The sequence below is a fragment of the Xanthomonas sp. BRIP62411 genome, assembly GCF_003993525.1.
Taxonomy (GTDB): domain Bacteria; phylum Pseudomonadota; class Gammaproteobacteria; order Xanthomonadales; family Xanthomonadaceae; genus Xanthomonas; species Xanthomonas euroxanthea.
In genome coordinates this window covers 1-20,162 of record NZ_QEZI01000002.1, presented here as the reverse complement: position 1 = coordinate 20,162, position 20,162 = coordinate 1, and the positions used below count along the sequence as shown (strand labels likewise).

At 66.7% G+C, this 20,162-nt stretch carries 20 protein-coding genes and 1 other RNA gene; 13 read left to right on the top strand and 8 right to left on the bottom strand.

Annotation, left to right across the window (positions count from 1 at the left end; all coding sequences use genetic code 11):
* Positions 1–35: 35 nt before the first annotated feature.
* The 4 genes from EO139_RS00360 to EO139_RS00340 form a co-directional block, all read right to left on the bottom strand.
* Complete coding sequence (locus EO139_RS00360) at positions 36–644, bottom strand: hypothetical protein (RefSeq protein WP_126968970.1); 609 nt, start codon at positions 642–644, stop codon at positions 36–38.
* Positions 645–679: 35 nt separating this feature from the next.
* A complete protein-coding gene (locus EO139_RS00355; protein WP_126968969.1) occupies positions 680–1,282 on the bottom strand; it encodes a 2'-5' RNA ligase family protein in 603 nt (200 codons plus the stop codon).
* 254 nt (positions 1,283–1,536) lie between these two features.
* Positions 1,537–1,992 (bottom strand): PA2169 family four-helix-bundle protein, encoded by a 456-nt coding sequence (locus tag EO139_RS00350; RefSeq protein WP_016903501.1) that lies wholly within the window; start codon positions 1,990–1,992, stop codon positions 1,537–1,539.
* A gap of 601 nt (positions 1,993–2,593) precedes the next feature.
* A complete protein-coding gene (locus tag EO139_RS00340; protein ID WP_164739652.1) occupies positions 2,594–3,802 on the bottom strand; it encodes an MFS transporter in 1,209 nt (402 codons plus the stop codon).
* A gap of 247 nt (positions 3,803–4,049) precedes the next feature.
* Between EO139_RS00340 and EO139_RS00335 the strand changes: the two genes are divergently transcribed.
* From EO139_RS00335 to EO139_RS00320, 4 genes are all read left to right on the top strand, one after another.
* Positions 4,050–5,144 (top strand): alkene reductase, encoded by a 1,095-nt coding sequence (locus EO139_RS00335; RefSeq protein WP_104583441.1) that lies wholly within the window; start codon positions 4,050–4,052, stop codon positions 5,142–5,144.
* Between the two features lie 59 nt (positions 5,145–5,203).
* Positions 5,204–5,266, top strand: a non-coding RNA gene (locus EO139_RS00330) — sX9 sRNA.
* Positions 5,267–5,625: 359 nt separating this feature from the next.
* Positions 5,626–6,681, top strand: a complete 1,056-nt coding sequence (locus tag EO139_RS00325) for a L,D-transpeptidase (protein ID WP_126969086.1) — start codon at positions 5,626–5,628, stop codon at positions 6,679–6,681.
* Between the two features lie 231 nt (positions 6,682–6,912).
* Positions 6,913–7,701, top strand: coding sequence for a hypothetical protein (locus tag EO139_RS00320; RefSeq protein ID WP_241235879.1), 789 nt, complete (start codon positions 6,913–6,915; stop codon positions 7,699–7,701).
* Between the two features lie 111 nt (positions 7,702–7,812).
* Here the strand turns inward: EO139_RS00320 and EO139_RS00315 are convergent, their stop codons facing one another.
* On the bottom strand, positions 7,813–8,148 hold the full coding sequence (locus EO139_RS00315) for a zinc ribbon domain-containing protein YjdM (protein ID WP_047130753.1): 336 nt from the start codon (positions 8,146–8,148) through the stop codon (positions 7,813–7,815).
* Between the two features lie 98 nt (positions 8,149–8,246).
* On the opposite strand from EO139_RS00315, the gene EO139_RS00310 reads away from it, so the two are divergent.
* From EO139_RS00310 to EO139_RS00290, 5 genes are all read left to right on the top strand, one after another.
* A complete protein-coding gene (locus tag EO139_RS00310; protein WP_104648303.1) occupies positions 8,247–9,299 on the top strand; it encodes a cation diffusion facilitator family transporter in 1,053 nt (350 codons plus the stop codon).
* A 284-nt stretch (positions 9,300–9,583) separates the two neighbouring features.
* Positions 9,584–10,057 (top strand): peptidylprolyl isomerase, encoded by a 474-nt coding sequence (locus EO139_RS00305; RefSeq protein ID WP_126968967.1) that lies wholly within the window; start codon positions 9,584–9,586, stop codon positions 10,055–10,057.
* 124 nt (positions 10,058–10,181) lie between these two features.
* A complete protein-coding gene (locus EO139_RS00300) occupies positions 10,182–11,558 on the top strand; it encodes an Hsp70 family protein (protein WP_126968966.1) in 1,377 nt (458 codons plus the stop codon).
* Between the two features lie 189 nt (positions 11,559–11,747).
* Complete coding sequence (locus tag EO139_RS00295; RefSeq protein ID WP_010366034.1) at positions 11,748–11,933, top strand: hypothetical protein; 186 nt, start codon at positions 11,748–11,750, stop codon at positions 11,931–11,933.
* Positions 11,934–12,246: 313 nt separating this feature from the next.
* Positions 12,247–12,840, top strand: coding sequence for a mechanosensitive ion channel family protein (locus EO139_RS00290; RefSeq protein ID WP_164739651.1), 594 nt, complete (start codon positions 12,247–12,249; stop codon positions 12,838–12,840).
* A gap of 179 nt (positions 12,841–13,019) precedes the next feature.
* On the opposite strand, the gene EO139_RS00285 is transcribed toward EO139_RS00290, so the two are convergent.
* Positions 13,020–13,286 carry a DksA/TraR family C4-type zinc finger protein gene (locus EO139_RS00285; protein WP_104583447.1) on the bottom strand — a complete coding sequence of 89 codons (267 nt, stop codon included), beginning with the start codon at positions 13,284–13,286 and terminating at the stop codon, positions 13,020–13,022.
* 131 nt (positions 13,287–13,417) lie between these two features.
* On the opposite strand from EO139_RS00285, the gene EO139_RS00280 reads away from it, so the two are divergent.
* Complete coding sequence (locus EO139_RS00280; protein ID WP_126968964.1) at positions 13,418–13,672, top strand: DUF2789 domain-containing protein; 255 nt, start codon at positions 13,418–13,420, stop codon at positions 13,670–13,672.
* 174 nt (positions 13,673–13,846) lie between these two features.
* Here the strand turns inward: EO139_RS00280 and EO139_RS00275 are convergent, their stop codons facing one another.
* On the bottom strand, positions 13,847–14,020 hold the full coding sequence (locus EO139_RS00275) for a DUF1328 domain-containing protein (RefSeq protein WP_003489471.1): 174 nt from the start codon (positions 14,018–14,020) through the stop codon (positions 13,847–13,849).
* A 175-nt stretch (positions 14,021–14,195) separates the two neighbouring features.
* Between EO139_RS00275 and EO139_RS00270 the strand changes: the two genes are divergently transcribed.
* From EO139_RS00270 to EO139_RS00260, 3 genes are all read left to right on the top strand, one after another.
* The gene (locus tag EO139_RS00270) at positions 14,196–14,723 is read left to right on the top strand and encodes a M48 family metallopeptidase (RefSeq protein ID WP_164739650.1); all 528 of its coding nucleotides are present in this window, start codon (positions 14,196–14,198) and stop codon (positions 14,721–14,723) included.
* Positions 14,724–14,909: 186 nt separating this feature from the next.
* Positions 14,910–16,160, top strand: coding sequence for a 2OG-Fe(II) oxygenase (locus tag EO139_RS00265; RefSeq protein ID WP_126968962.1), 1,251 nt, complete (start codon positions 14,910–14,912; stop codon positions 16,158–16,160).
* 156 nt (positions 16,161–16,316) lie between these two features.
* Positions 16,317–17,417 (top strand): Glu/Leu/Phe/Val dehydrogenase dimerization domain-containing protein, encoded by a 1,101-nt coding sequence (locus EO139_RS00260; protein WP_104583451.1) that lies wholly within the window; start codon positions 16,317–16,319, stop codon positions 17,415–17,417.
* 76 nt (positions 17,418–17,493) lie between these two features.
* Here EO139_RS00260 and EO139_RS00255 read toward each other — a convergent pair.
* On the bottom strand, positions 17,494–20,162 hold a 2,669-nt coding region (locus EO139_RS00255; protein WP_126968961.1), incomplete at its 5' end, for a S8 family serine peptidase.

Below are 20,162 nucleotides of genomic sequence, written 5' to 3'. Positions count from 1 at the left end.
GCGCCCGGATGAACCGCCTGGCCCCGTGTGCCGGGTCAGCGCCCCAGCCGCCGCCGCAGATTGGCCCGTGCCGCAGCGTCGTAGCGCGCATGGAAGTCGTCGCTCAGAAAGATGCGCGGACGCTCCAGCAGGCCGGCCAGGAACCGCCTGCGATTGAGCCGGAACAACAGGCTGGGCACATGCCCGCGGTATTCGACGGCAATGGCCTGGTCGTAGGCATCGAACACCGCCGCCGGTGCGGCCAGGATCGCCATGTCGCAATCCAGGAACAACGCCGCTTCGGCATCCACATCCGACGGCTGCAGTTGTCCATGGCGTGCGGTCAGCAGGATCAGGTGCTGCACGCGCTGCAGATCCACCGACACCTGCGGCCACCAGCGCTGGATGCAGTCCGCCGCCCACCTGGCCGATTCCGCCTCGTTGTCGCTGCGCCCGGGTTGATACACCGCATCGTGGAACAGCACCGCCAACCAGACTTCGACCGGCTGCTGCCAGCCCGGCCCTGCGGCGACCTCGGCGTAATGCTGCAGCAGCGCGCGCACATGACCGAAGTGGTGATAGGCGCGCGGCGGCGTGGCATAGGCCTGTTCGAGCGCGGCCAGGTGCTCGGGCTGCAATGGCAGTGGCGTGGTGGTGGCGTCCATGCACGCAGGCTACCGCGGACGCACCTGCCCGCGCATCAGCGCAGCGACCACTGCCCTTCGAGCTGGTAACGCGACTGGCCCAGAAAGCTGCGCACCAGCGCGAACTCCCGCACCGTCCACGCCAGCGCCTCGCAGCGCCGTTGCGGCAACGACTGGTTGCAATACAGCAGCGTCATATGCGGCGTGTACTGCGCATCGCCGGCAATGCCCGCATGCGCCAGTTGCCCGCCCAACGCGCCTTGCAGTTCGTACAGCCCGCGCACCTTGTCTTCGCCATGCAGCACGCACGGCAGCTGCGAACGTCGTCCCCCGAAGGTGCCCACCCGATCGAACTCCACCGCGAACGCGTCCATTGCTACGCGCTCGGCCGCCTGACTGGCGCGGCTCACCAACGACGGCGGCAAGCCGCCCGCGTAATCACCCAGATGATGCAGGGTCACATGCAAGCGTTCGCGCGCCAGCGGCCTGCCATCGACCTGGCCACCATGCAGCAGCCCATCGGCAATCGCCGCGGCGCGCTGGGCAGTCGATGCATCGGCCATCACCGCGAAGAACAGGCGCTCGGTGGTCTTCTCCTCGCCAAGGCCAAGCGACAGCTGCGCCTCGGCCGAGGACAGGTACAGGAACTGCTGTTTCATGGGCGATTCCACGACCGCGTACGCGGACCTGCCGGAAGAAGGGCGGCGGATACTAGCAGACCAACTGCGTGCGTGACACGCCTTCAACATCCACGCCACGACGTGGAACGCGCGCAATGCGTGGAACAAGAACTGCGTGTCACTGGCTGCGCGTGGCACAAAAAGAAACGGGCAGCTCGCGCTGCCCGTTTCCGCCTTTATCGGTTCACTCCACAAGCTGCATCACAGGGATGCGCCTGGGTCACGCGCGCAGGTTATGCGGCGCTCTTCATCGCATGCTTGCGATTACGCATCACGTCATGACAGGCGCGCACTTCCGGCAGCAGACGCAGTGCTGCGTCACGCGCGGCAGCCGGGGTGTCCTGATCGGCGATGGTTTCATCGAATGCCTTCAGCAAACGATCTTCGGACTCTTCCAGTTCGGCCACATAGCCATACTTGGTGTCGCCCAGGGTTGCGCGCACCTTGCCGTAGAACTGCTGCATGCTGCCGACCATGGTGCCGCTGGTTTCCGGCTTGCCACCGACCGAGGCGACGACGCTGCTCAGGTTGCTGACGATGTCGGACTTCACACCGGCGATGCGGCGGAACAGCGTTGCAAGTTCCGCATCGCCCACCTTGGCAGCAGCTTCTTCGTAGAAGTCCTTGCCGTCGCGGGAAATGGCGATGAGGTCGTTGAGGCTGTGCTCGGTCTTGCTCTGAATGCTCATGTGTCGCTCCTGGTTACGATGGGCCAGCGCTGCGCGAGTCGAAAAGGCGCTTGCGCTGGCTTTCGGGGGATGAGGCAATCAATGGATCGATTGCATGCATTGCGTTGTGTACGGCCTTAGCTTGGCGGGCCACCCATAATCGAGATGTGAGTGCGGTGGCGATTGTCCTCACGCGATCATGCAGGCAATGAATGGCGATTCATCGATGCCAAGACCGGGTCAAGCTATTTCGGCTGGCGACTCGCCCACATGTTGACGACCAGATTGGGATACGGCCGACCAGCCTCCTCCGCACGCTGTCTGGCAGCGGTTTTCTGCGCAGCGGTCAGCGGCGTGGACGCGGACCTTCCCTTGGGTTTCGGGCGCTTCCATGGAGGTGGGGTGAAGTCGGTCATGGCGCTGTACGGTCCGCTCGCAATGAAGCATGCAGTCTCGATGTCGGGCCGTGAGTCGGCCGTGGATGGAGCCCTGCATCCTGGATGTGCAACTGCATCGCGACGGGTACGACCGCTATCCATGCTGCCACTCATCACGGCAACGGCGGCATGTGGCAGAGGAGGCCGGATAACCGCCTGTGCCACCGCGCCCAAGCCGCTGCGCTTCAGCAGCTCGCCAGCGCCGTCCGCTGCCGGCGTTCCTGCCAGACCGCCAGGGCATATACCAGCAAGCCGCCCAGCGCAGTGGCTGCGCCCACGTAGCCGGTCGAGGTCCAGCCCCACCCGGCCGTGATCACCATGCCGCCCAACCATGGGCCAAGCGCGTTGGCGGTATTGAACGCGGCATGGTTGGACGCCGCCGCCAGGGTCTGCGCCTCTGCGGCCACATCCATCAGCCGCGTCTGCAGTGCAGGTGCCAGCGCACCCATGGTGCCGACCGCCACGATCGACACGAATACCCACAGGCCCGACTGCGCGGCCAACGGGAAGGTCAACATCACCACCACCGACCACACCAGCAACACCGGTACCGCACGGAACTGCATGCGGTCGAACAGCCAGCCGCCCAGGATGCTGCCGAGCACGCCGCCGACACCGAACGCCACCATTGCCAGCGGAATCCGCGCCGGCGCCACGCCGGTCACTGCGGTCAGGGTGGGCGCCAGATAACTGAAGACGCAGAACATGCCGGAAAAACCCACCGCGCCGATCGCCAGGGCCAGCCACACCTGCGGCTGGTTGAAGGCCCGCAGCTCGCGCAGCGGCTGTTGGCGCGGCTCGTCCGGCGCGGGCGGCAAGCGTGATGCCACTGCGGCGACCGTGCACAACGCAAGCACCGATACCGCCGCGTAGGCCCAACGCCAGCTCACGATCTGGCCCAGCCAGGTCGCCAACGGATTGCCCACCAGCAAGGCGATGCTCAGGCCCAGCAACACCCGGCCCACCGCAGTGGCGCGCTGATTGGGCGGGCTGATCGACGCGGCGACCAATGAAGCAACGCCGAAGTAGGCGCCGTGCGGCAAGCCGGCGATAAACCGGCACAGCAACATCGTGTGGTAGCTCGGCGCCAGCGCACTGGCGAGATTGCCCAGCGCGTAGAACACCATCAACAGCAGTAACAAGGTGCGCCGCGGCCAGCGGGCGCCGACAATCGCCAGCAACGGCGCACCGACCACCACACCTAGCGCATAGGCGCTGATCACATGACCGACCTGCGGCTCGCTGATCTGCAGGCCCTGCGCGATCTGGGTCATCAGCCCCATGGTAGAAAATTCGCTGATGCCGATCGCAAAGCCACCCATCGCCAACGCAAACAGGATCAGCACGTAATCGCGCCGGGACACAGGCGGCGTTGAAAGATCGGTATCGGACATGCCCGACTCCAGGATGACGGGGCGGCTTATTATTGTGCAACGCAGCAATCGACGAAAGCGCGGCGCCTGCTGCGGTTCAGCGCCAGGCCCCCAGCACATCACAGTTTGGCCGATCCCGTCGCGACAGAAGACGCTGTGTCCTATCGCTATCGCTCGAATCCGCTTTGGTCCGCCACCATCGCTAGGGGGCACTCGCGATCGGCGCGGTGTCGCGCACGGCGCGTGATCCACACCCAATTGGTTGCTGATGTCCACATCCACTGAATCCCCATTGTTCTCACCGGTGCGCCTGGGCGCGCTGGATCTTGCCAACCGCGTGATCATGGCGCCGCTGACGCGCAATCGCGCCGTCGCCGGGCAGGTGCCCTCGCCGCTCGCCGCCGAGTACTACGGCCAACGCGCCAGTGCCGGATTGATCGTGGCCGAAGGCACGCAGATCAGCCCGCTGGGCCAGGGCTATCTGGATACGCCCGGCATCCACACCGCCGCGCAGGTCCAGGGCTGGCGTGCGGTCACCGACGAAGTGCATCGTCGTGGCGGCAAGATCGTGTTGCAGCTGTGGCATGTGGGCCGCGTCTCGCACACCAGCGTGCTGCCGCCAGGCGAATCGCCGGTGGCGCCCAGCGCCATCCGCGCCGAGGGCAAGACCTACACCAAGGATGGCTTCCAGGATGTCTCCGAGCCGCGCGCGCTGGCGCTGGACGAAATCCCCGCCTTGATCGAGGACTACCGCATCGCCGCGCGCAATGCCATCGACGCCGGCTTCGACGGCGTGGAAGTCCATGCGGCCAACGGCTACCTGCTCGACCAGTTCCTGCGTGACGGCTCCAACCAGCGCACCGACGCGTACGGCGGCGACATCGAAAACCGGACCCGCCTGCTGACCGAAGTGATGCAGGCCATTGCCGACGAGATCGGTGCCGAGCGCACCGGCGTGCGGCTGTCGCCGGTCACGCCGGTATACGGCATGCACGACTCCGATCCGCAGCCCTTGTTCGAACGTGCGGTGGAGCGTCTCAACCTGATCGGCGGGCTGGCCTTCGTGCACGTGATCGAAGGCGCAACCGGCGGTGCGCGCGACAACGTCGCCTTCGACTACGCCGCGCTGCGCGCCAGGTTCGACGGCGCCTGGATCGCCAACAACAGCTACGACAAGGCACTGTCCGAGAAAGCCCTCGACAGCGGCTACGCCGATGCGATCGCCTTCGGCCGGCCCTTCATCGCCAACCCGGACCTGGTGCGTCGCCTGCGCGAGAACGCCCCGCTGGCCGATGTCGACCAGGCCACGCTGTACGGCGGCGGTGCCAAGGGCTATATCGACTACCCCGCCCTGCCGGACTAAGAGCGCTGCAACACTACCGCACAGCCGCCGGGCGGGGGCGGCCGGTGCGCGGAACCGGCATCACGTCGGTTCCTCCGCGCCGTCCGCACCCATCTGACAACGGCTCGCTATGTTCATCAGCCGCTGTAAGGCACACCGGTTGCGCTCGGCATCAAACGAGCGCAGCCGCTGCGGCAGATCGGTCCGTCCATGCATGCAGCGCGGCCCCAGGCCTCGGGCAGCCCCGTGCGTCTTGCATGCGCCAAGCGCCCTGCTGCCGGATCGCGATGCGGCGGCCATCGGGCACCTGCCCACTCAATCATTGAACCAGCGCGCAGCACCACGCGCTTGTGCGTGTTACGCAACAGGCTGGCGACGACGCATACGTATCCATGGCACCGTGCTTGCAGCGCCGATGCCTTCGCACCGTCGCACTATCGGCAGCAACCACATGACGCGCGCACCCGGCCCCGCTAGGATCATGCCGACACTGTTTTCTGGACTGCCGATGCGGCCCCTGCTCACTGCTGTTCTCTTCTGCACGCTGCTGATCTGCGGGCAAGCGTCCGCCGTGCCGTTCTGGGGCGCGCGCCAGTCAAGCCCTGCTGAAACGGCGCCGGCCGACCTCAAGCCGGGCGAATGGATCTGGGGCGGCGTCAGCAAGGGCTGGGGGCCGATGGCGGTGATCGTCAGCCTCACCGAGCAACGCGCCTATGCGTATCGCAACGGCATCCTGATCGGCATTTCCACCATCAGCTCCGGCAAGCCCGGGCACGAGACACCGACCGGTGTGTTCACCATCCTGCAGAAGGACAAGGACCACCGCTCCAATCTCTACAACGCCGCGCCGATGCCGTATCAGCAACGCCTGACCTGGGACGGCGTGGCCCTGCACGCAGGCGGCCTGCCCGGGTATCCGGAATCGCATGGCTGCGTGCATCTGCCGTCGGAATTCGCGCGGCTGCTGTTCGACAACTCCAACATGGGCATGGTGGTGGTGGTTGCGCAGGCCGGCGTGGATGCCGACGCGGTGGTGCATCCACGCGCGCTCAGCCCGATCGACCCCACCACCGGCGCGCAGCGTGCGTTGCTGCCGCTGCCCAACGGCCAGACCTTTGCGTGGCAACCGGAACTGGCGCCCACCGGCCCGATCTCGATGCTGGTCAGCAGCAGCGATCAGCAGCTGGTGGTGTATCGCAACGGCGTGGAAATCGGACGCGCGCAGGTGGCATTGCGCGCACAGGCCGGTGCCGCGCCGCTGGGCACACAGGCGTTCATCGTCGGCCAGGGCTTCCTGCCTGGCGAGGTGCCTGGCCTGCCCGGTCAACGCATGCCCAACTGGATGCGCATCGGCATCCCCGGCAGCAATGCCGCGGCAGGACAGCCGCTGGATGCCGACACCATCGCCCGGCTGCAGGTGCCGCCGGCATTCCTGGCCGGCCTGCTGCCGCTGCTGACGCCGGGTGTGGTGCTGGTCGCCACCGATCAACGCATCCTTCCCGAAACCACCGGCGGCAAGCTGCAGGTGCTGGATTCGGATCCGCCCGAGGCGCCGTGAGCGCAGGCTGCGCCGCGTTATCGCGCCGGCGAGTTGCAAGCTGCGCGTGAGGTTGCGCGCGCACATGCTTGCAACCCAGCATCGGCAGGCACTCGTATGCGCTGGCGGTGCAGAGCGCTGGCCGCCCGCCCGGCGTTGTTGAGCGCGCGACCCGACGCGCGTTGCTGCGATTGCCAGCGCGACCTGCCTGGCAGATGATGCAGACATCCCTCATTGCCAAGGATGTGCGTGATGCGTTTACTCACTGCGGTTCTGCTCGGCAGCACGCTATTCGGTTACGCGTCCTCCACGGCAGCGGCCGAGCCGCTGCGCCCTGCCGCACCGAACGCCGAATGCCTGGATGCGCGCAAGGTGACGGAACTGCATCAAGCCGATCCGCGCACGCTGGCGGTGGCCGAACAAGGCGGACGGCTGTTCCGCATCAGTCTGGCGCAGGACTGCCCGCAGCTGGCCGCACGCGCGGATGCGCGCCTGCTGGCGGCGCACGGCTGGGTCTGCAACGGTGCGCCGGCATACGTGAGCTCGGGCCAGCAGCACTGCGCGGTCAGCCAGATCGCCAGCTTGAGTGCGCGCGAGTACGCCAGCGCGGCGCGGCAACGCGACAGCATTATCCCGACCCTGGACGGGGTCAGCGTGCGCGAAGCGCGCCGGCGCAATTTCGCCGGCTCGTCCAGCTACTGCTTCAACCCCAGCATGCTGCGTTCGTGGTCGGAAGACGGCCAGGGGCTGGTGGTGGAAGTGTCGCCACGTCACCCCGGCACGCATCGCCACTACCGCGTCGAACTGATGGACAGCTGCCGCGAACTCAGCGGCGCGCCGCCGATTCGCTTCGTCTCCGGCATGGGCTTGAACGCGATCTGCGGCAATCCCGGCGACAAGGTCGATGTGCTCGACGAAATGGCACTTGCCGGCGCAGCTGCCGGATCCGGCCAGCAGGGCGACTTGAGCACCACCCGCGGCGGCCTGGCTGCGCGGATGCGCCAGAGTTGCATGGTCGCGGCGGTGTATCCGCGCGACTGAGCGTGCCGCAACGTAGGAGCGCGCTTGCGCGCGAGGGAGCGTTATCGATGCGCCCCATCGCGCGCTAGCGCGCTCCTAACACACGCTACATGCGGCGCCCCCGCAACAGCCTCAGGCCTTGCGCAGGAAACAGGTCTTCAACACCAGCCCCTTGATCTTTTCCGAATTGCCTTCGATGTGCTCGGCATCGTCTTCGACCAGGCGGATGTTGCGGATAAGCGTGCCCTGCTTGAGCGGAATCGACGAACCCTTGACCTTCAGGTCCTTGATCACGGTCACCGTGTCGCCGGCCTGCAGCAGGTTGCCGTTGCTGTCGCGCACCACCGTCGTGGTCGCGGCGGATTCGCCGGCGCTCCACTCGAAGCCGCAGTCTGCGCAAATCCACAACGCGCCATCGGCATAGGTATTGTCCAGGCCACATTGCGGGCAGGCGGGAACGGGAGACATGCGATTCCTGAGAGTTGAAACGGGTGTGAATTGTAGCCTCCCTGCCGCGCGATCACGTCTCCGGCACGGCACCAGCGCGATAGTGCGGCGCTTGTCGAATGCCCTGCAGGTCGCGCGTGTCCAACCCATCGGTTCCCCAAGCCCCCGGCGCTGCGCCAGGACCCACCGAGCCCGCGGCTGGCGAACCGGGCGCGGCAAAAAAAACCGGCTCGCATCTGGTGGTCTACGTCGCGCTGGCCGGCAACCTTGCCATCGCGGTCGCAAAATTCATTGCCGCAGGGATTTCGGGCAGCTCGGCGATGCTCAGCGAAGGCGTGCACTCGCTGGTGGATACCGTCAACGAAGTCCTGCTGCTGTACGGCCTGCGCCGCGCAGCGCAGGCACCGACGCCGACCCATCCGTTCGGTTACGGGCGCGAGCTGTACTTCTGGAGTTTCATCGTTGCGCTGCTGGTGTTCGCGATGGGCGCAGGCGTGTCGCTGTACGAAGGCATCGTGCATCTGCGCAACCCCGAGCCGGCCAAGAGCCATCTGGTCGCCTACATCGTGCTCGGCGTGTCGATCGTGTTCGAAGGCATTTCCTGGGTGGTGGCGCTGCGCGAGTTCCGCGCCAAGAAGGGCCGCATGGGGTATTTCCAGGCATTCCGGCAGAGCAAGGACCCCAGCACGTTCACCGTGCTGCTGGAAGACAGCGCCGCCTTGATCGGCTTGTTCATGGCGGTACTGGGCCTGGCCGGCGCGCAATTGCTGGACATGCCCGAGCTCGATGGCATCGCCTCGATCGGCATTGCCTGCGTGCTGGCCTTCACCGCATTCCTCTTGGCGCGCGAAACCAAGGGCCTGCTGATCGGCGAACCCGCGCATGCGCACGTCACCGAATCGCTGCTGCGCATTGCCGCCAGCGATCCGGACGTGCGTGCCGCCAATGGCGTATTGACCATGCAGATGGGCCCGAACCAGGTGGTCGCCGCCCTGAGCGCCGAGTTCGAGGACAGCCGCACCACCCCGCAGATCGAGGCCTGCGTCGGGCGCATCGAAGCGGCCGCCAAGCGCCAGCACCCCGAGCTCACCGCGCTGTTCATCAAGCCGCAGACACCGGAAACCTGGCACGCGCGGCGTGCCCAGATGGAACAGGGTGCCGAGAAGGAATAGCGCACCGCAGGCCGTGGATTGCGCGCGATGCGATCCGCTGCGATGCGGCCAACGGCTGCACAGTAATGCGCATGGCGCTGCTGACATTCGAGCACCGATGCAGCGCCAGGAATGGGCCGCATCGCAGAGCTGACATCGTCACCACCAAGCTGATCCTCGCCATAACCGCCGCCGCGGCTGCGGTTGCATCGCCCGGGGCGATTGCCTACGGTAGGCGGGCACCAACTCCTGGCGTCGTGAGTCAGCCGACGCATCCCACTCGATCATCAGCATGGAGGTTTCCGATGGAAATCAGCCAGGGTCGCGTTGCGACCATTCATTACACCCTTTCCGACGACAGCGGCCAGGTCCTGGACCGTTCGACACCGGGCACGCCGTTGAGCTATCTGCACGGCGCCGGCAACATCGTGCCCGGCCTGGAACAGGCGCTGGACGGCAAGCGCAGCGGCGAGACGCTCACTGCCGACGTGGTGCCCGAACAAGGCTACGGGCCGCGCCACGCGCAGCTGATCCAGCAGGTGCCGCGCGCGGCATTCCCGACCGATGTCGAGGTCGTGCCGGGCGTGCAGTTCGAGGCACGCACGCAGCAGGGCCCGGTGCTGGTCACCGTCACCGAGGTCGGCCCGGAACAGGTCACCGTCGACGGCAACCATCCGCTGGCCGGGCAGACCCTGCACTTTGCGGTCGAAGTCGTCGACGTGCGCGAAGCCACCACCGAGGAACTGAATGAAGGCCAGGTCGCCAGCGTCGCTGCCTGATCGGGTGTGCCGCGTGCCTGTGGGCATGCGGCAGTTCGGCTGCTGCGACGTCCGAACGCAGCGCGACGGGCGTCGCCGGCAGCAGAAGTAGTAAAGTGCGCGGCCCGCTCACAGGCCCGTCCGCATGAAACTCGGCATCGACTTCGGTACCAGCAATTCCGCCGCTGCGGCGATCGTCGATGGCCAGGTGGTGCCGGTGCGCTTCGGCGAGGCCCTGCAGTTCCGCACCACGGTGTATTTCCCCGACACGATGCGCGACCCGGACGATTTCAGCCTGACCCCGGCGCTGGAATACGAGGTCGAACGGCTGATCGACTCCGGCCGTCGCGACGCGGCCGCGGCCGGCCGCACCTCCAGCACCGAGAGCCTGCGCCGCGACGCGATCCGCATCGTGCGCCGCCAATGGATGGAAGAGCAGGTGCGCGAGCCACGCAGCTCCGCCGCCCTGCTGCAGAACGCGGTCTACGGCGACGAAGCGCTGGATGCGTACTTCCTGGAAGGCGAAGGCAGCCTGGTGCAGAGCCCCAAATCGATGCTGGGCTACAACCTGCATCCGCGCGCGCGCCAGACCATCACCGGCATCGCCACGCATGTGCTGGAGCACATCCGGCTCACCGCCTCGCGCCAGTTCGACATCAATATCCGCAGCGCCACGCTGGGCCGCCCGGTGCAGTTCCGCAGTTCCATCGGCGAGGCCGGCAACGCGCAGGCGCTGGAAATCCTGCAGACCGCCGCGATTGCCGCCGGCTTCGACCAGGTGGATTTCCTCGAAGAACCCGCAGCGGCCGCGATGCACTACCACGTCAGTCACGACAGCCGCCACGACACCGTGGTGGTGGACATCGGCGGCGGCACCACCGACATCGCCCATGCCAGCGTCGGCGGCAGCGCCGCGCCGCAGGTCCACCGCGCCTGGGGCATCGCGCGTGGCGGTACCGACATCGATCTGGCGCTCAGTCTGGCCGCCTACATGCCGCTGTTCGGCCGCGGCATCACCCGCGTGCCCACCCACCACTACGTGGAAGCGGCGATGGTGCAGGACATGACCCGCCAGCGCGAATTCCGCCTGCACAAGTACCAGGACGTCCCCGCCCCGTTCGACAAGCGCCTGCAGGCGCTGCAGGACACCGGCAACACCGCGCGCCTGTACCGCGGCGTGGAAGCCTGCAAGATCGCACTCAGCGAGCGCGACCGGCATCAGGCCGCACTGGACTTCATCGAACGCGGGCTGGACGTGGAGGTGCAGGCCAGCGCGCTGGTTGGGTCTGCTTCCAACTATCTGGGCGAACTGGAAGGCCTGCTCGCACAGGTCCGTGCCGACCTGGCTGCGCCGCCCGCGACACTGTTCCTGACCGGCGGCATGTCGCGCGCCGGCTATATCCGCGACACGGTGGCAGCCGTGTTCCCGGAATCACGCCTGGTGCAGGGCGACCCGTCCTTCGGCGTGGTGCAGGGCCTGGCCTGGGCAGCGGCCGCCGGGGCCCGTCCGTCGGCCGGTTAAGGCAACCCGCGCTCGCATCCCTTATAATGCACGGTTGCTGCATGATGCTTAGCCGTCTTGTCAGCAAGGCACGCTTGCCGTGCCACCGCGATTGCGCACCGAACGCGACCGCACCTCTCGACACCGCTTCCGCGCGCGCCACCCTAGCCGCACGCGGTGTCATTGCACTTCCCCGCTACAGGAGGCCACATGGCACGTCCCGCGACCAAGCAGAAATCCCAGCCCAGCATCGCTCGCAGCGAAGGCAAGTCGCAGCCGCTCAGTCGTGAGCGCATCGCTGCCGACATCGCCGCGTTCCGCAAGACCGGCGGCCGGATCGAAGTGCTCACCACCAACTTCGGCCCTGCGCGTAACGACGGCGACAAGATCGCTTAAGCGTTACCCGCAATCGAAAAGCGTAGAACCGACGTGCCACCGCAAGGTGGCACGTTCGTTTCCGGCCCTGGGCGTTGCGGGCGTCCGGCATCGTCATCGATGCGCCCCCGACCAACATGCGATGCCGGCCCAGTGGCGCCATCGCCGGTCCCCAGCGGCAACGCCGCGGCGACATGCGCGATCCCGCAAGCCATCGCAGCAACCATGAGTGCGTCCTGCCGTCGCCACCGCTGCGCGCACATTCACCCCGCGCACCGGCCGCGCAACGACGGCCCCGTTACAATGAGGGTTCTCCACGAACCTGCACGATGTGATGTCCGCGTCCGACGCTTTGCCCACGATGATCCGTAGCCTGCTGCCGCACTGGAACCCGCAGTGGCTGACCGTCGCCGTAGTGACGGTGCAGATCGTGTTGATCCTCGGCGTTGCCGCATTGGTTCGGCTGCTGCTGCGGCAAGTGCTGCGACGCCTGTGTACGCGCTACAGCCTGCCGGCGGAAATGATGATCGGCATCCGTCGCGTGGGCAGCTTCGTCATTTCCGTCACTGCGGTGCTGACGGTACTGAACGTGCTGGGCGTCTCCAGCGGCACCTTGTGGACGGCGTTCACCGGATTTGCGGCAGTTGGTGCAGTGGCGTTCTTCGCGGCATGGAGCGTGCTGTCCAATATCTTCTGCACCTTCCTGATCATCACCACGCGCCCGTTCCGCCTGCACGACCATATCGAACTGCTGGAAGGCGGCGACAAGCCCGGCTTGAAGGGCCGGGTGATCGACATCAACGTGATTTACACGACCCTGGAAGAAACCGGCGACCACGCCGGTAGCGTGCTGCAGGTGCCCAACAGCCTGTTCTTCCAGCGCACCACGCGGCGCTGGCGCGAGACCAGCCACTTCACCACCAACTGAGCATGGCTATGGCTGCCAGCAGTGCGTGATAGCACCTGGCCGGCAGCTCCCAGATGCGCGGTAGGCGCATCAGCTGCCGCGGCGTACCAGCGGCAAGGGCCGTCCGTAGCACCGGCCGCGCCCGCTTTTGCGCCTAGCCCAGTCGTCGGTTGGCCGCGCTGGAACGCTCCCCATGGCAATCAACGCAGCTGGCTGTCCTTGCTGCCACGACGGTTGTAGCCGCCTTGCGCGGCCTGCTCAAGGTCGTGCGCCTGCTGACAGTTCACGCATAAATGCACCCCCGGCACCGCCTTGCGGCGTGCCTCGGGAATGGGGGCATCGCATTCTTCGCAATGCGTCAGGCTCGGGCCTTGAGGCAGCTGGCTCCGCGCGCGCTTGATCGCATCCTCGACGGTCGCATCGATCTGATCCTGCACCGCCCCATCACCCGCCCATCCGGTCGCCATGATCGCCTCGGCTTGTCTGCTCAGAATTGGAATATGGGCATGCGCACGGGCAAATCCAAGCCACACGTGCACAGTGCGCTCAAATCAGGTGCTTTAGCATCCGCTCATCCGCACTCTTCGAGGAAGTCGCAATGGAACAACCCGTCCACCCGTTCTCCGAACTATTTGCCCAGTTGGGCCTGCCATCGGACGAAGTCAGCATTCGCGGCTTCATCGATGAACACTCCCCGCTGCCGGGCGACATGCGTCTGGAAGAGGCGCCTTTCTGGACGCCGGCACAGGCGCAGCTGTTGCGTGAAGAACGCCTCGACGATGCCGACTGGATCGTGACCATCGATCAACTCAATATTGCGCTGCATACCACTGCCGAGAGCACCGGCGTCTGATCTGCGCACGCGGGCAGCGATCGCCTTGCGCTCGACCTCGCTCGCGGCCTCGCTGTCGTTATCTCGGTTCAGCAGATGGCAGGAACAAAAAAGGAGCGGCCAGTGGCCGCTCCTTCTGCTTTCCGGGTGATGCGGCCGGCCTGCAAAGCGCACGCCGCAGCCACGCCCTGCGGGTCAGGTCACCTTCTTGGCGATCGTCATGCCGAGCACGAACAGCACGATGGCGATGATGATGCCGGCCCAGAACAGGAACTTGGCAATCCCCATCGCAGCGCCTGCCATGCCGCCAAATCCGAGCGCACCGGCAATCAGTCCGATGATGGCGAAAATAATGGCCCACTTGATCATGTTTGTTGTCTCCTCATCCGGCACGGTGCCGTGTTCAGTCGTGTGCTTGCGCGGTCGTGCCGCAAAACATGCGCTGCACGCTACGCATCCGGATGTGCCGCATTCGTGAATACGCCTGACACACGACGCCACATTCGTGCATGCACAGTCGCCAGCAGCACCCGCATCGGCGATCATGCGCACTTCGCAGCAATCGATTGGCATGGACACTCTTCGCTACCTCGCCGGTTACCCGCCCGCCGTGCTGGATCAGGTACGCGAGCTGATCGCGCAGGACAAACTCGCACTGGTGCTGGCACGCCGCTACCCGGATCGCCACACGATCCGCAGCGACCGGCAGTTGTACGACTACGTCAAGGCCATGAAGGAGCGCTACATGCGCTCCTCGCCCGCCCTGCACAAGGCGCTCTACGACAACCATCTGCAGGTGGTGAAGCATGCACTGGGCACGCACACGGCGATCTCGCGCGTCCACGGCAGCCGCCTCAAGGCCAGCCGCGAGATCCGCATCGCCTCGGTCTTCCGCGACGCGCCCGAACCGTTCCTGCAGATGATCGTCGCCCACGAGCTGGCGCACCTGAAAGAAGCCGACCACAACAAGGCCTTCTACCAGCTGTGCAACCACATGCGCCCGGACTACCACCAACTGGAGTTCGACCTGCGCCTGTATCTGACCCAGCTGGCGCTGTCCACGGACGCCTGATCGCGCACCGGCAGGCGAAGGCAGCGCGGCCAGGTCGCCGCCCGTCCGTGGCGGCCGGTTGCCAGGCCGGCAAGCACCATCTGCACCGATCACCGGCACTGCTGCCCTCCACCTGGCCTCGGGCGGCATCCGCGCCCGCCCGAGGCCAGGCACGACAGGGGTGCCGGCCTCTCCTAGAATGCGGCCATGCAGGCACCGTCCCTCCAGCAGCTCACCGATGCCGCGCAGACCGCGCAACCTGCAGCAATGACGGCGTTGGCACATGCATTGGTGCGCATGGGGCAGGCCGAGCAGGCGCTGGACTGGTACACGCGTAGTGCGGCCGCAGGCGATGCCAGCGCGCAGATCGAAGCCGGCCGCATGCTGGCCTATGGTGTCGGGTGCGAGGTGGACGTGGCCCAGGCGCTGACCCACTGGCAGCAGGCCGAACGCCAGGATGTGGCGGCAGCGCGTTATCTGTTGGCAACCCTGGCCGTCACCGACAACCCTGTGGCGCTGGACGTGCAGGCAACCTCTCGCCTACAGGCCGCAGCCGCTGCCGACCATCCGCCTGCGCTGCGCGCGATGGCCATCCAGCATGGCCGGATCGATCACCCCGCGCAGCAACGCCGCTGCGTTGCCTTGCTGGAGCGCGCCGCCGCAGCCGGCGATGCACTGGCGGCCGCGCTGCTGGCCGAGCGCCTGCTGCGTGGCGAAGGTGTCCCGCCGCAGCCCGACGCCGCGGCCCAGCTGCTGCGGCAATTGCAACCGCTGGGCATTGCCGCGCCGCCTGCCGTGCGGATCACGCCACCGGATCCGGGCGGCGACGATCAGCGCATCGGTTTCGCTGCCCGACACATCGCCACGCGCCGCCATGACGCGCCCATGATCGAAGAAATCTCCGGCGTGCTGTCTGCCGACGAGTGCCGCTTGCTGATGTTGCTGGCGCGGCCGCACCTGCGCGCCTCCGAGGTGGTCGACCCCGACGATGCCAGCACACGCCGCGCGCCGATCCGCACCAGCCGCGGCGCCACGCTGGATCCGATCCTCGAAGACTTTGCCGCGCGTGCGGCGCAGGCGCGCGTGGCCGCCTGCGCGCAGCTGCCGTTGACCCATGCCGAAGCGCTGTCGGTGCTGTGCTACGCGCCGGGTGAGCAGTATCGTGCGCATCGCGACTATCTGCCGCCCGGCACGATCGCCGCCGACCGCCCCGCTGCCGGCAATCGCCTGCGCACCGCCTGCGTCTACCTCAACGACGTCGACGCAGGTGGCGACACCGACTTCCCGGTCGCGGGCGTGCGCGTGCGTCCACGTGCCGGGTCGGTGGTGTGCTTTGACAATCTGCACGCCGATGGCCGCCCCGACCCCGACTCGCTGCACGCCGGCCTGCCGGTCAGCGCAGGGACGAAATGGCTGGGAACCCTGTGGTTTCGGCAGCGGCGCTATCGGCATTGGTGAACAGATTCATACACCAGCCCCCGCCGACGTGGTTTAAAATGTTGCAGCGCGACGTGATCGGACAGGGTCTGCAGACGTCGCGTTTTTGTTTCCCATTGCACGGGTTCCGGCCCGGCCTCAGGGAAGGCACATCACGCAGCCCCCGCGGAGCCTTCGATGCTTTTCGAAACCCTCGACACCACCGGCCACGAGCAGGTGATCTTCTGTCACAACCGCGACGCCGGCCTGAAAGCGATCATCGCCTTGCACAGCACCCGTCTCGGGCCTGCGCTGGGTGGCGTGCGCATGCGCCCCTACCCCAATAGCGAGGCGGCGCTCAACGATGCGCTGCGGCTCAGCCGCACCATGACCTACAAGAACGCGCTGGCCGGATTGAATGTGGGCGGCGGCAAGGCGGTGATCATCGGCGACCCCAAAAGCGACAAGAGCGAAGCGCTGTTTCGCGCGTTCGGCCGCTTTGTCGACACCCTGGGCGGACGCTACATCACCTCCGAGGACGTCGGCACCGACGTCAACGACATGGAACAGATCTATCTGGAGAGCGAGTACGTCACCGGCGTGCACCAGGTGCACCGCGGCTCCGGCGACCCGGCCCCGTTCACCGCCTATGGCGCGTTGCAGGCACTGATGGCCTCGCTCAATCGCAGGCTCGGCCACGAGGAAGTCGGCAAGGCCAGTATCGCGATCCAGGGCCTGGGCCATATCGGCATGGAGCTGGTGAAACTGCTCAAGGAACGCGGCGCCAAACTCTATGTGGCCGACCTGAATCCGGCGCTGGTGGACCGCGCGGTGGCCGAGTACGGCGCCGAAGCGGTGAGCATCGAGGAGATCTACCAGGTGCCGGCCGATGTGTTCGCACCGTGCGCGCTGGAAGGGGCGATCAACGAAGACACACTGCCGCGGCTGAAGGCCAAGATTATCTGTGGCACCGCCAACAACCAGCTTGCCAGTGCCGCCATCGGCGAAGAACTGCACAAGCGCGGCATCCTGTATGCGCCCGATTACGTGGTCAATGCCGGCGGCGTGATGAATGTGTCGCTGGAGATCGACGGCTACAACCGCGAACGCGCGATGCGCCTGATCCGCAGCATCTATCACAACCTGGAAAAGGTGTTCGACCTGTCCACCCGCTTGGGCGTCGCGCCGCAGCAGGCAGCCGACCAGATTGCCGAGGCGCGGATCGAGGCCATCAGCAAGCTCAAACTGCCGCTGGGCCGCACCGCACCGCGCTTTCTGCACAAGCTGCGCGGCGAGTGATCCACCTGCCCAGGCACGTTGCCTGGACAGGTGCACCACCGATCACACACCAACGCTCACCCATGCAACGCGCCGATCAGAAATCGGCGCTGTAGCGCAGGCTCAGCGCGCGATCGTCACCGCGTTCGCCCACCCGCTGGTCATAGCCGAAGCGCAACTGGCTCTTCTGCCCCAACGGCGCGGCCGCGGTGACGCCGAACAGCCCACCCGAGCGCGCCGGCTGCATGCCGCGCAATGGCGCCCATGCATCCACGCCGATGAAGCTGGCATCGAGCATCAGACCTTCGCTGCTCAACGCCTGCTGCCATTCGGCATAACCGCCGAGCTGCACGCCGCGCCAGCGATAGGCCGAACGCACGCCGGCCAGCACCTGGGTGCGCGAGGACGTGCTGGCATCGGCACGCAAGCCGAAGCCGTCGCCACCGCTTTCGCGGAATCCTTCGCTGCGCAGACGCACGTAATCCAGGCCCATGTAGGGCGTCAGGCTGGCGCGCGCGCCGCCCAGGCGATACCCGGTTTCCAGGTTGCCGCTGAGGTAACTGCCGCTGTAGTCGCTGAAGGCATTGCTGCGCACTTCACCCAGTTGCAGGCTGCGCTCGATCTGCCGGTTGACGTTGCCGAAACCCAGCTGGCCCAGCGTGTACGCCGCCCCCAGCGTGGTGCCCCAGTACAGCTGCCCCTGCACCTGCCGGTCGCGCCCGCGTGCACCGTCCAGATCGCCCAGGCTGCTGGAGCGCGTTTCGCCGAAGGCAAAACCGGTGACTGCGCCGGACGCCAGGCGCAGGTCGTTGCCCATCATCCACCCCGAAGTGGCGAATCCCGCGGTGGTCACCCCACCCTCGCCCGGCCCGCCCAGCGCACGCTGCCAGACGCCCAGCAGGCGCGGCTGCTGCGATACCCCATCGAAATGCGCGGCCAACGCACGCCTGCCCAGATCGATGGTGTCGAAGGTCATCGCTGCCGACTCGGCATGCGCACGGCCGGACAGACTCCGCAGCGAATCGGCGGCAGCCCTGGCATCCGGTGACTGCTGCAACGCCGCTGCGGCGCGGATAAAGCCGCTGCTGATGCCGCCAGCGCCCTGCAGCTGCTGCGCATCCACCTGCTGGAATGCCTGCTCGACACGGATTGCCGAATCCATCGCCGCCGTGCCGGTCATGCCCAGCGTGGCGGCAACGGCGGTGGCATTCAAACTGCGCAGGGCAAGGTAGGCCGTATTGCTGTCGTAGGTCAGCGAGGCATCCAGAAAGGTCACGGCCGCGCCGCGGCTGAGCGTATCGAAGGTGCCCTGCAGCCCGCTGCTGGCCTGCAACAGCGTGTAGGTGGTGTTGTCGACCACGTAATCGCGGCGACCGAGCACCTGCAGATCGCCGGCAATCGTCGCGGTCCCGGTCACGTTCACCCGGTCGCCCACGTTCAGCGCCAGGCGACCGTCGCTGGCCTGGGTGTAGTTGCCTGCGATCGACAGCGTCGCACTGTTGACCTGCAACGTGCCGGCATTATCGACGCGTCCGCCGATCCTGCCCGCGCCGATCAACGCCGCGCCATTGGCAATGCCCACGCGCGCACTCTGCAGGCTGGCCGTCTGCAAGGTGCCCTCCAGCACCTGGGTGTCGCCGTTGAACGTATTGGCCCCACTGCTCAACACCAGCGTGCCGGTGCCGCGTTTGGTCAGGCCACCTGTGCCACTGATGTCGTTGGCCCAGGTGGAACGCAAGGTGTTGACGGTGACATCCACCGTGCCCCAATCCAAGCGCGCCGGCCCCAGCACCGCCTTGCCGACATTGAGCAGGCCGTAGCCGAAGGTCGGGTCGACACCGGCCGCGCCCAGATCGGTCGCCGTTCCCAATAGCGTCTGCCGCACCAGGTCGTTGTTGAAGTACGGAAACGCCTGCCACACCAGCGCAGCCGCACCGGACACCAGCGGTGCGGCAAACGAGGTGCCGCTGCCATAGAAATAACGGAGATTGCTGGCAGTGGCATCGGGGTCGAGGAACATCGAGGTGCCCGGCGCCACCAGGCAATAGCGCATCGCCACGCCGCAGGCATTGGAATACGACGCCAGCTGCGTGGGATTGGCGGTATCCAGTGCGCCGACGACCAGCCAGCCGCGCTCCAGATCGGCGGCCGGCAGCGTGCCGTTCGGGCCCACCTGGCTGGGCAGCGCGGCGGTATCGGACGGTTGCGATCTGGATTCGTTACCCGACGCGAACACCACCAGCCCATCGTTGCCGGTGACGAACGGCCGGTATTCCTGCGCGATCTGGTTGGTGACGGCCGGGTCGTTCCAATACAGCCCGCCCCACGAGTTGTTCATGATGCGCACGCCTGCGCTGACCAGATCGGCATGCACCGGCGCCAGACCAAGCGGACCATCGACCTGGTTGCCTTCGCCGCTGCCATCATCGTCCGGCGCTTCGTCGTTGATGATGCGGGCGGACACCAGGCCCGCGCCGCTGGCGATGCCGCCCGGCCACTGGCCCACTGCGCGCCCGGCCGCCAATTGCGCCACGACGGTGCCGTGGCCCACCACATCGCCCGCGGCGACATTGTTAGTGCGCGGATCCACATAGATGAAGCTGTCGCTGACCCGCCCCTGCAGGGCCGGATGATTGGTATTGATGCCGGTATCGATCACGCCGATGCGATATCCCGCACCGGTGAACCCCAATGCCTGCGCGGCGCGTGCGTTGGTCAGCGTCAAATGCGCATCGATTGCAGGCTCCGGCGTGGTCGGCGGTGCCA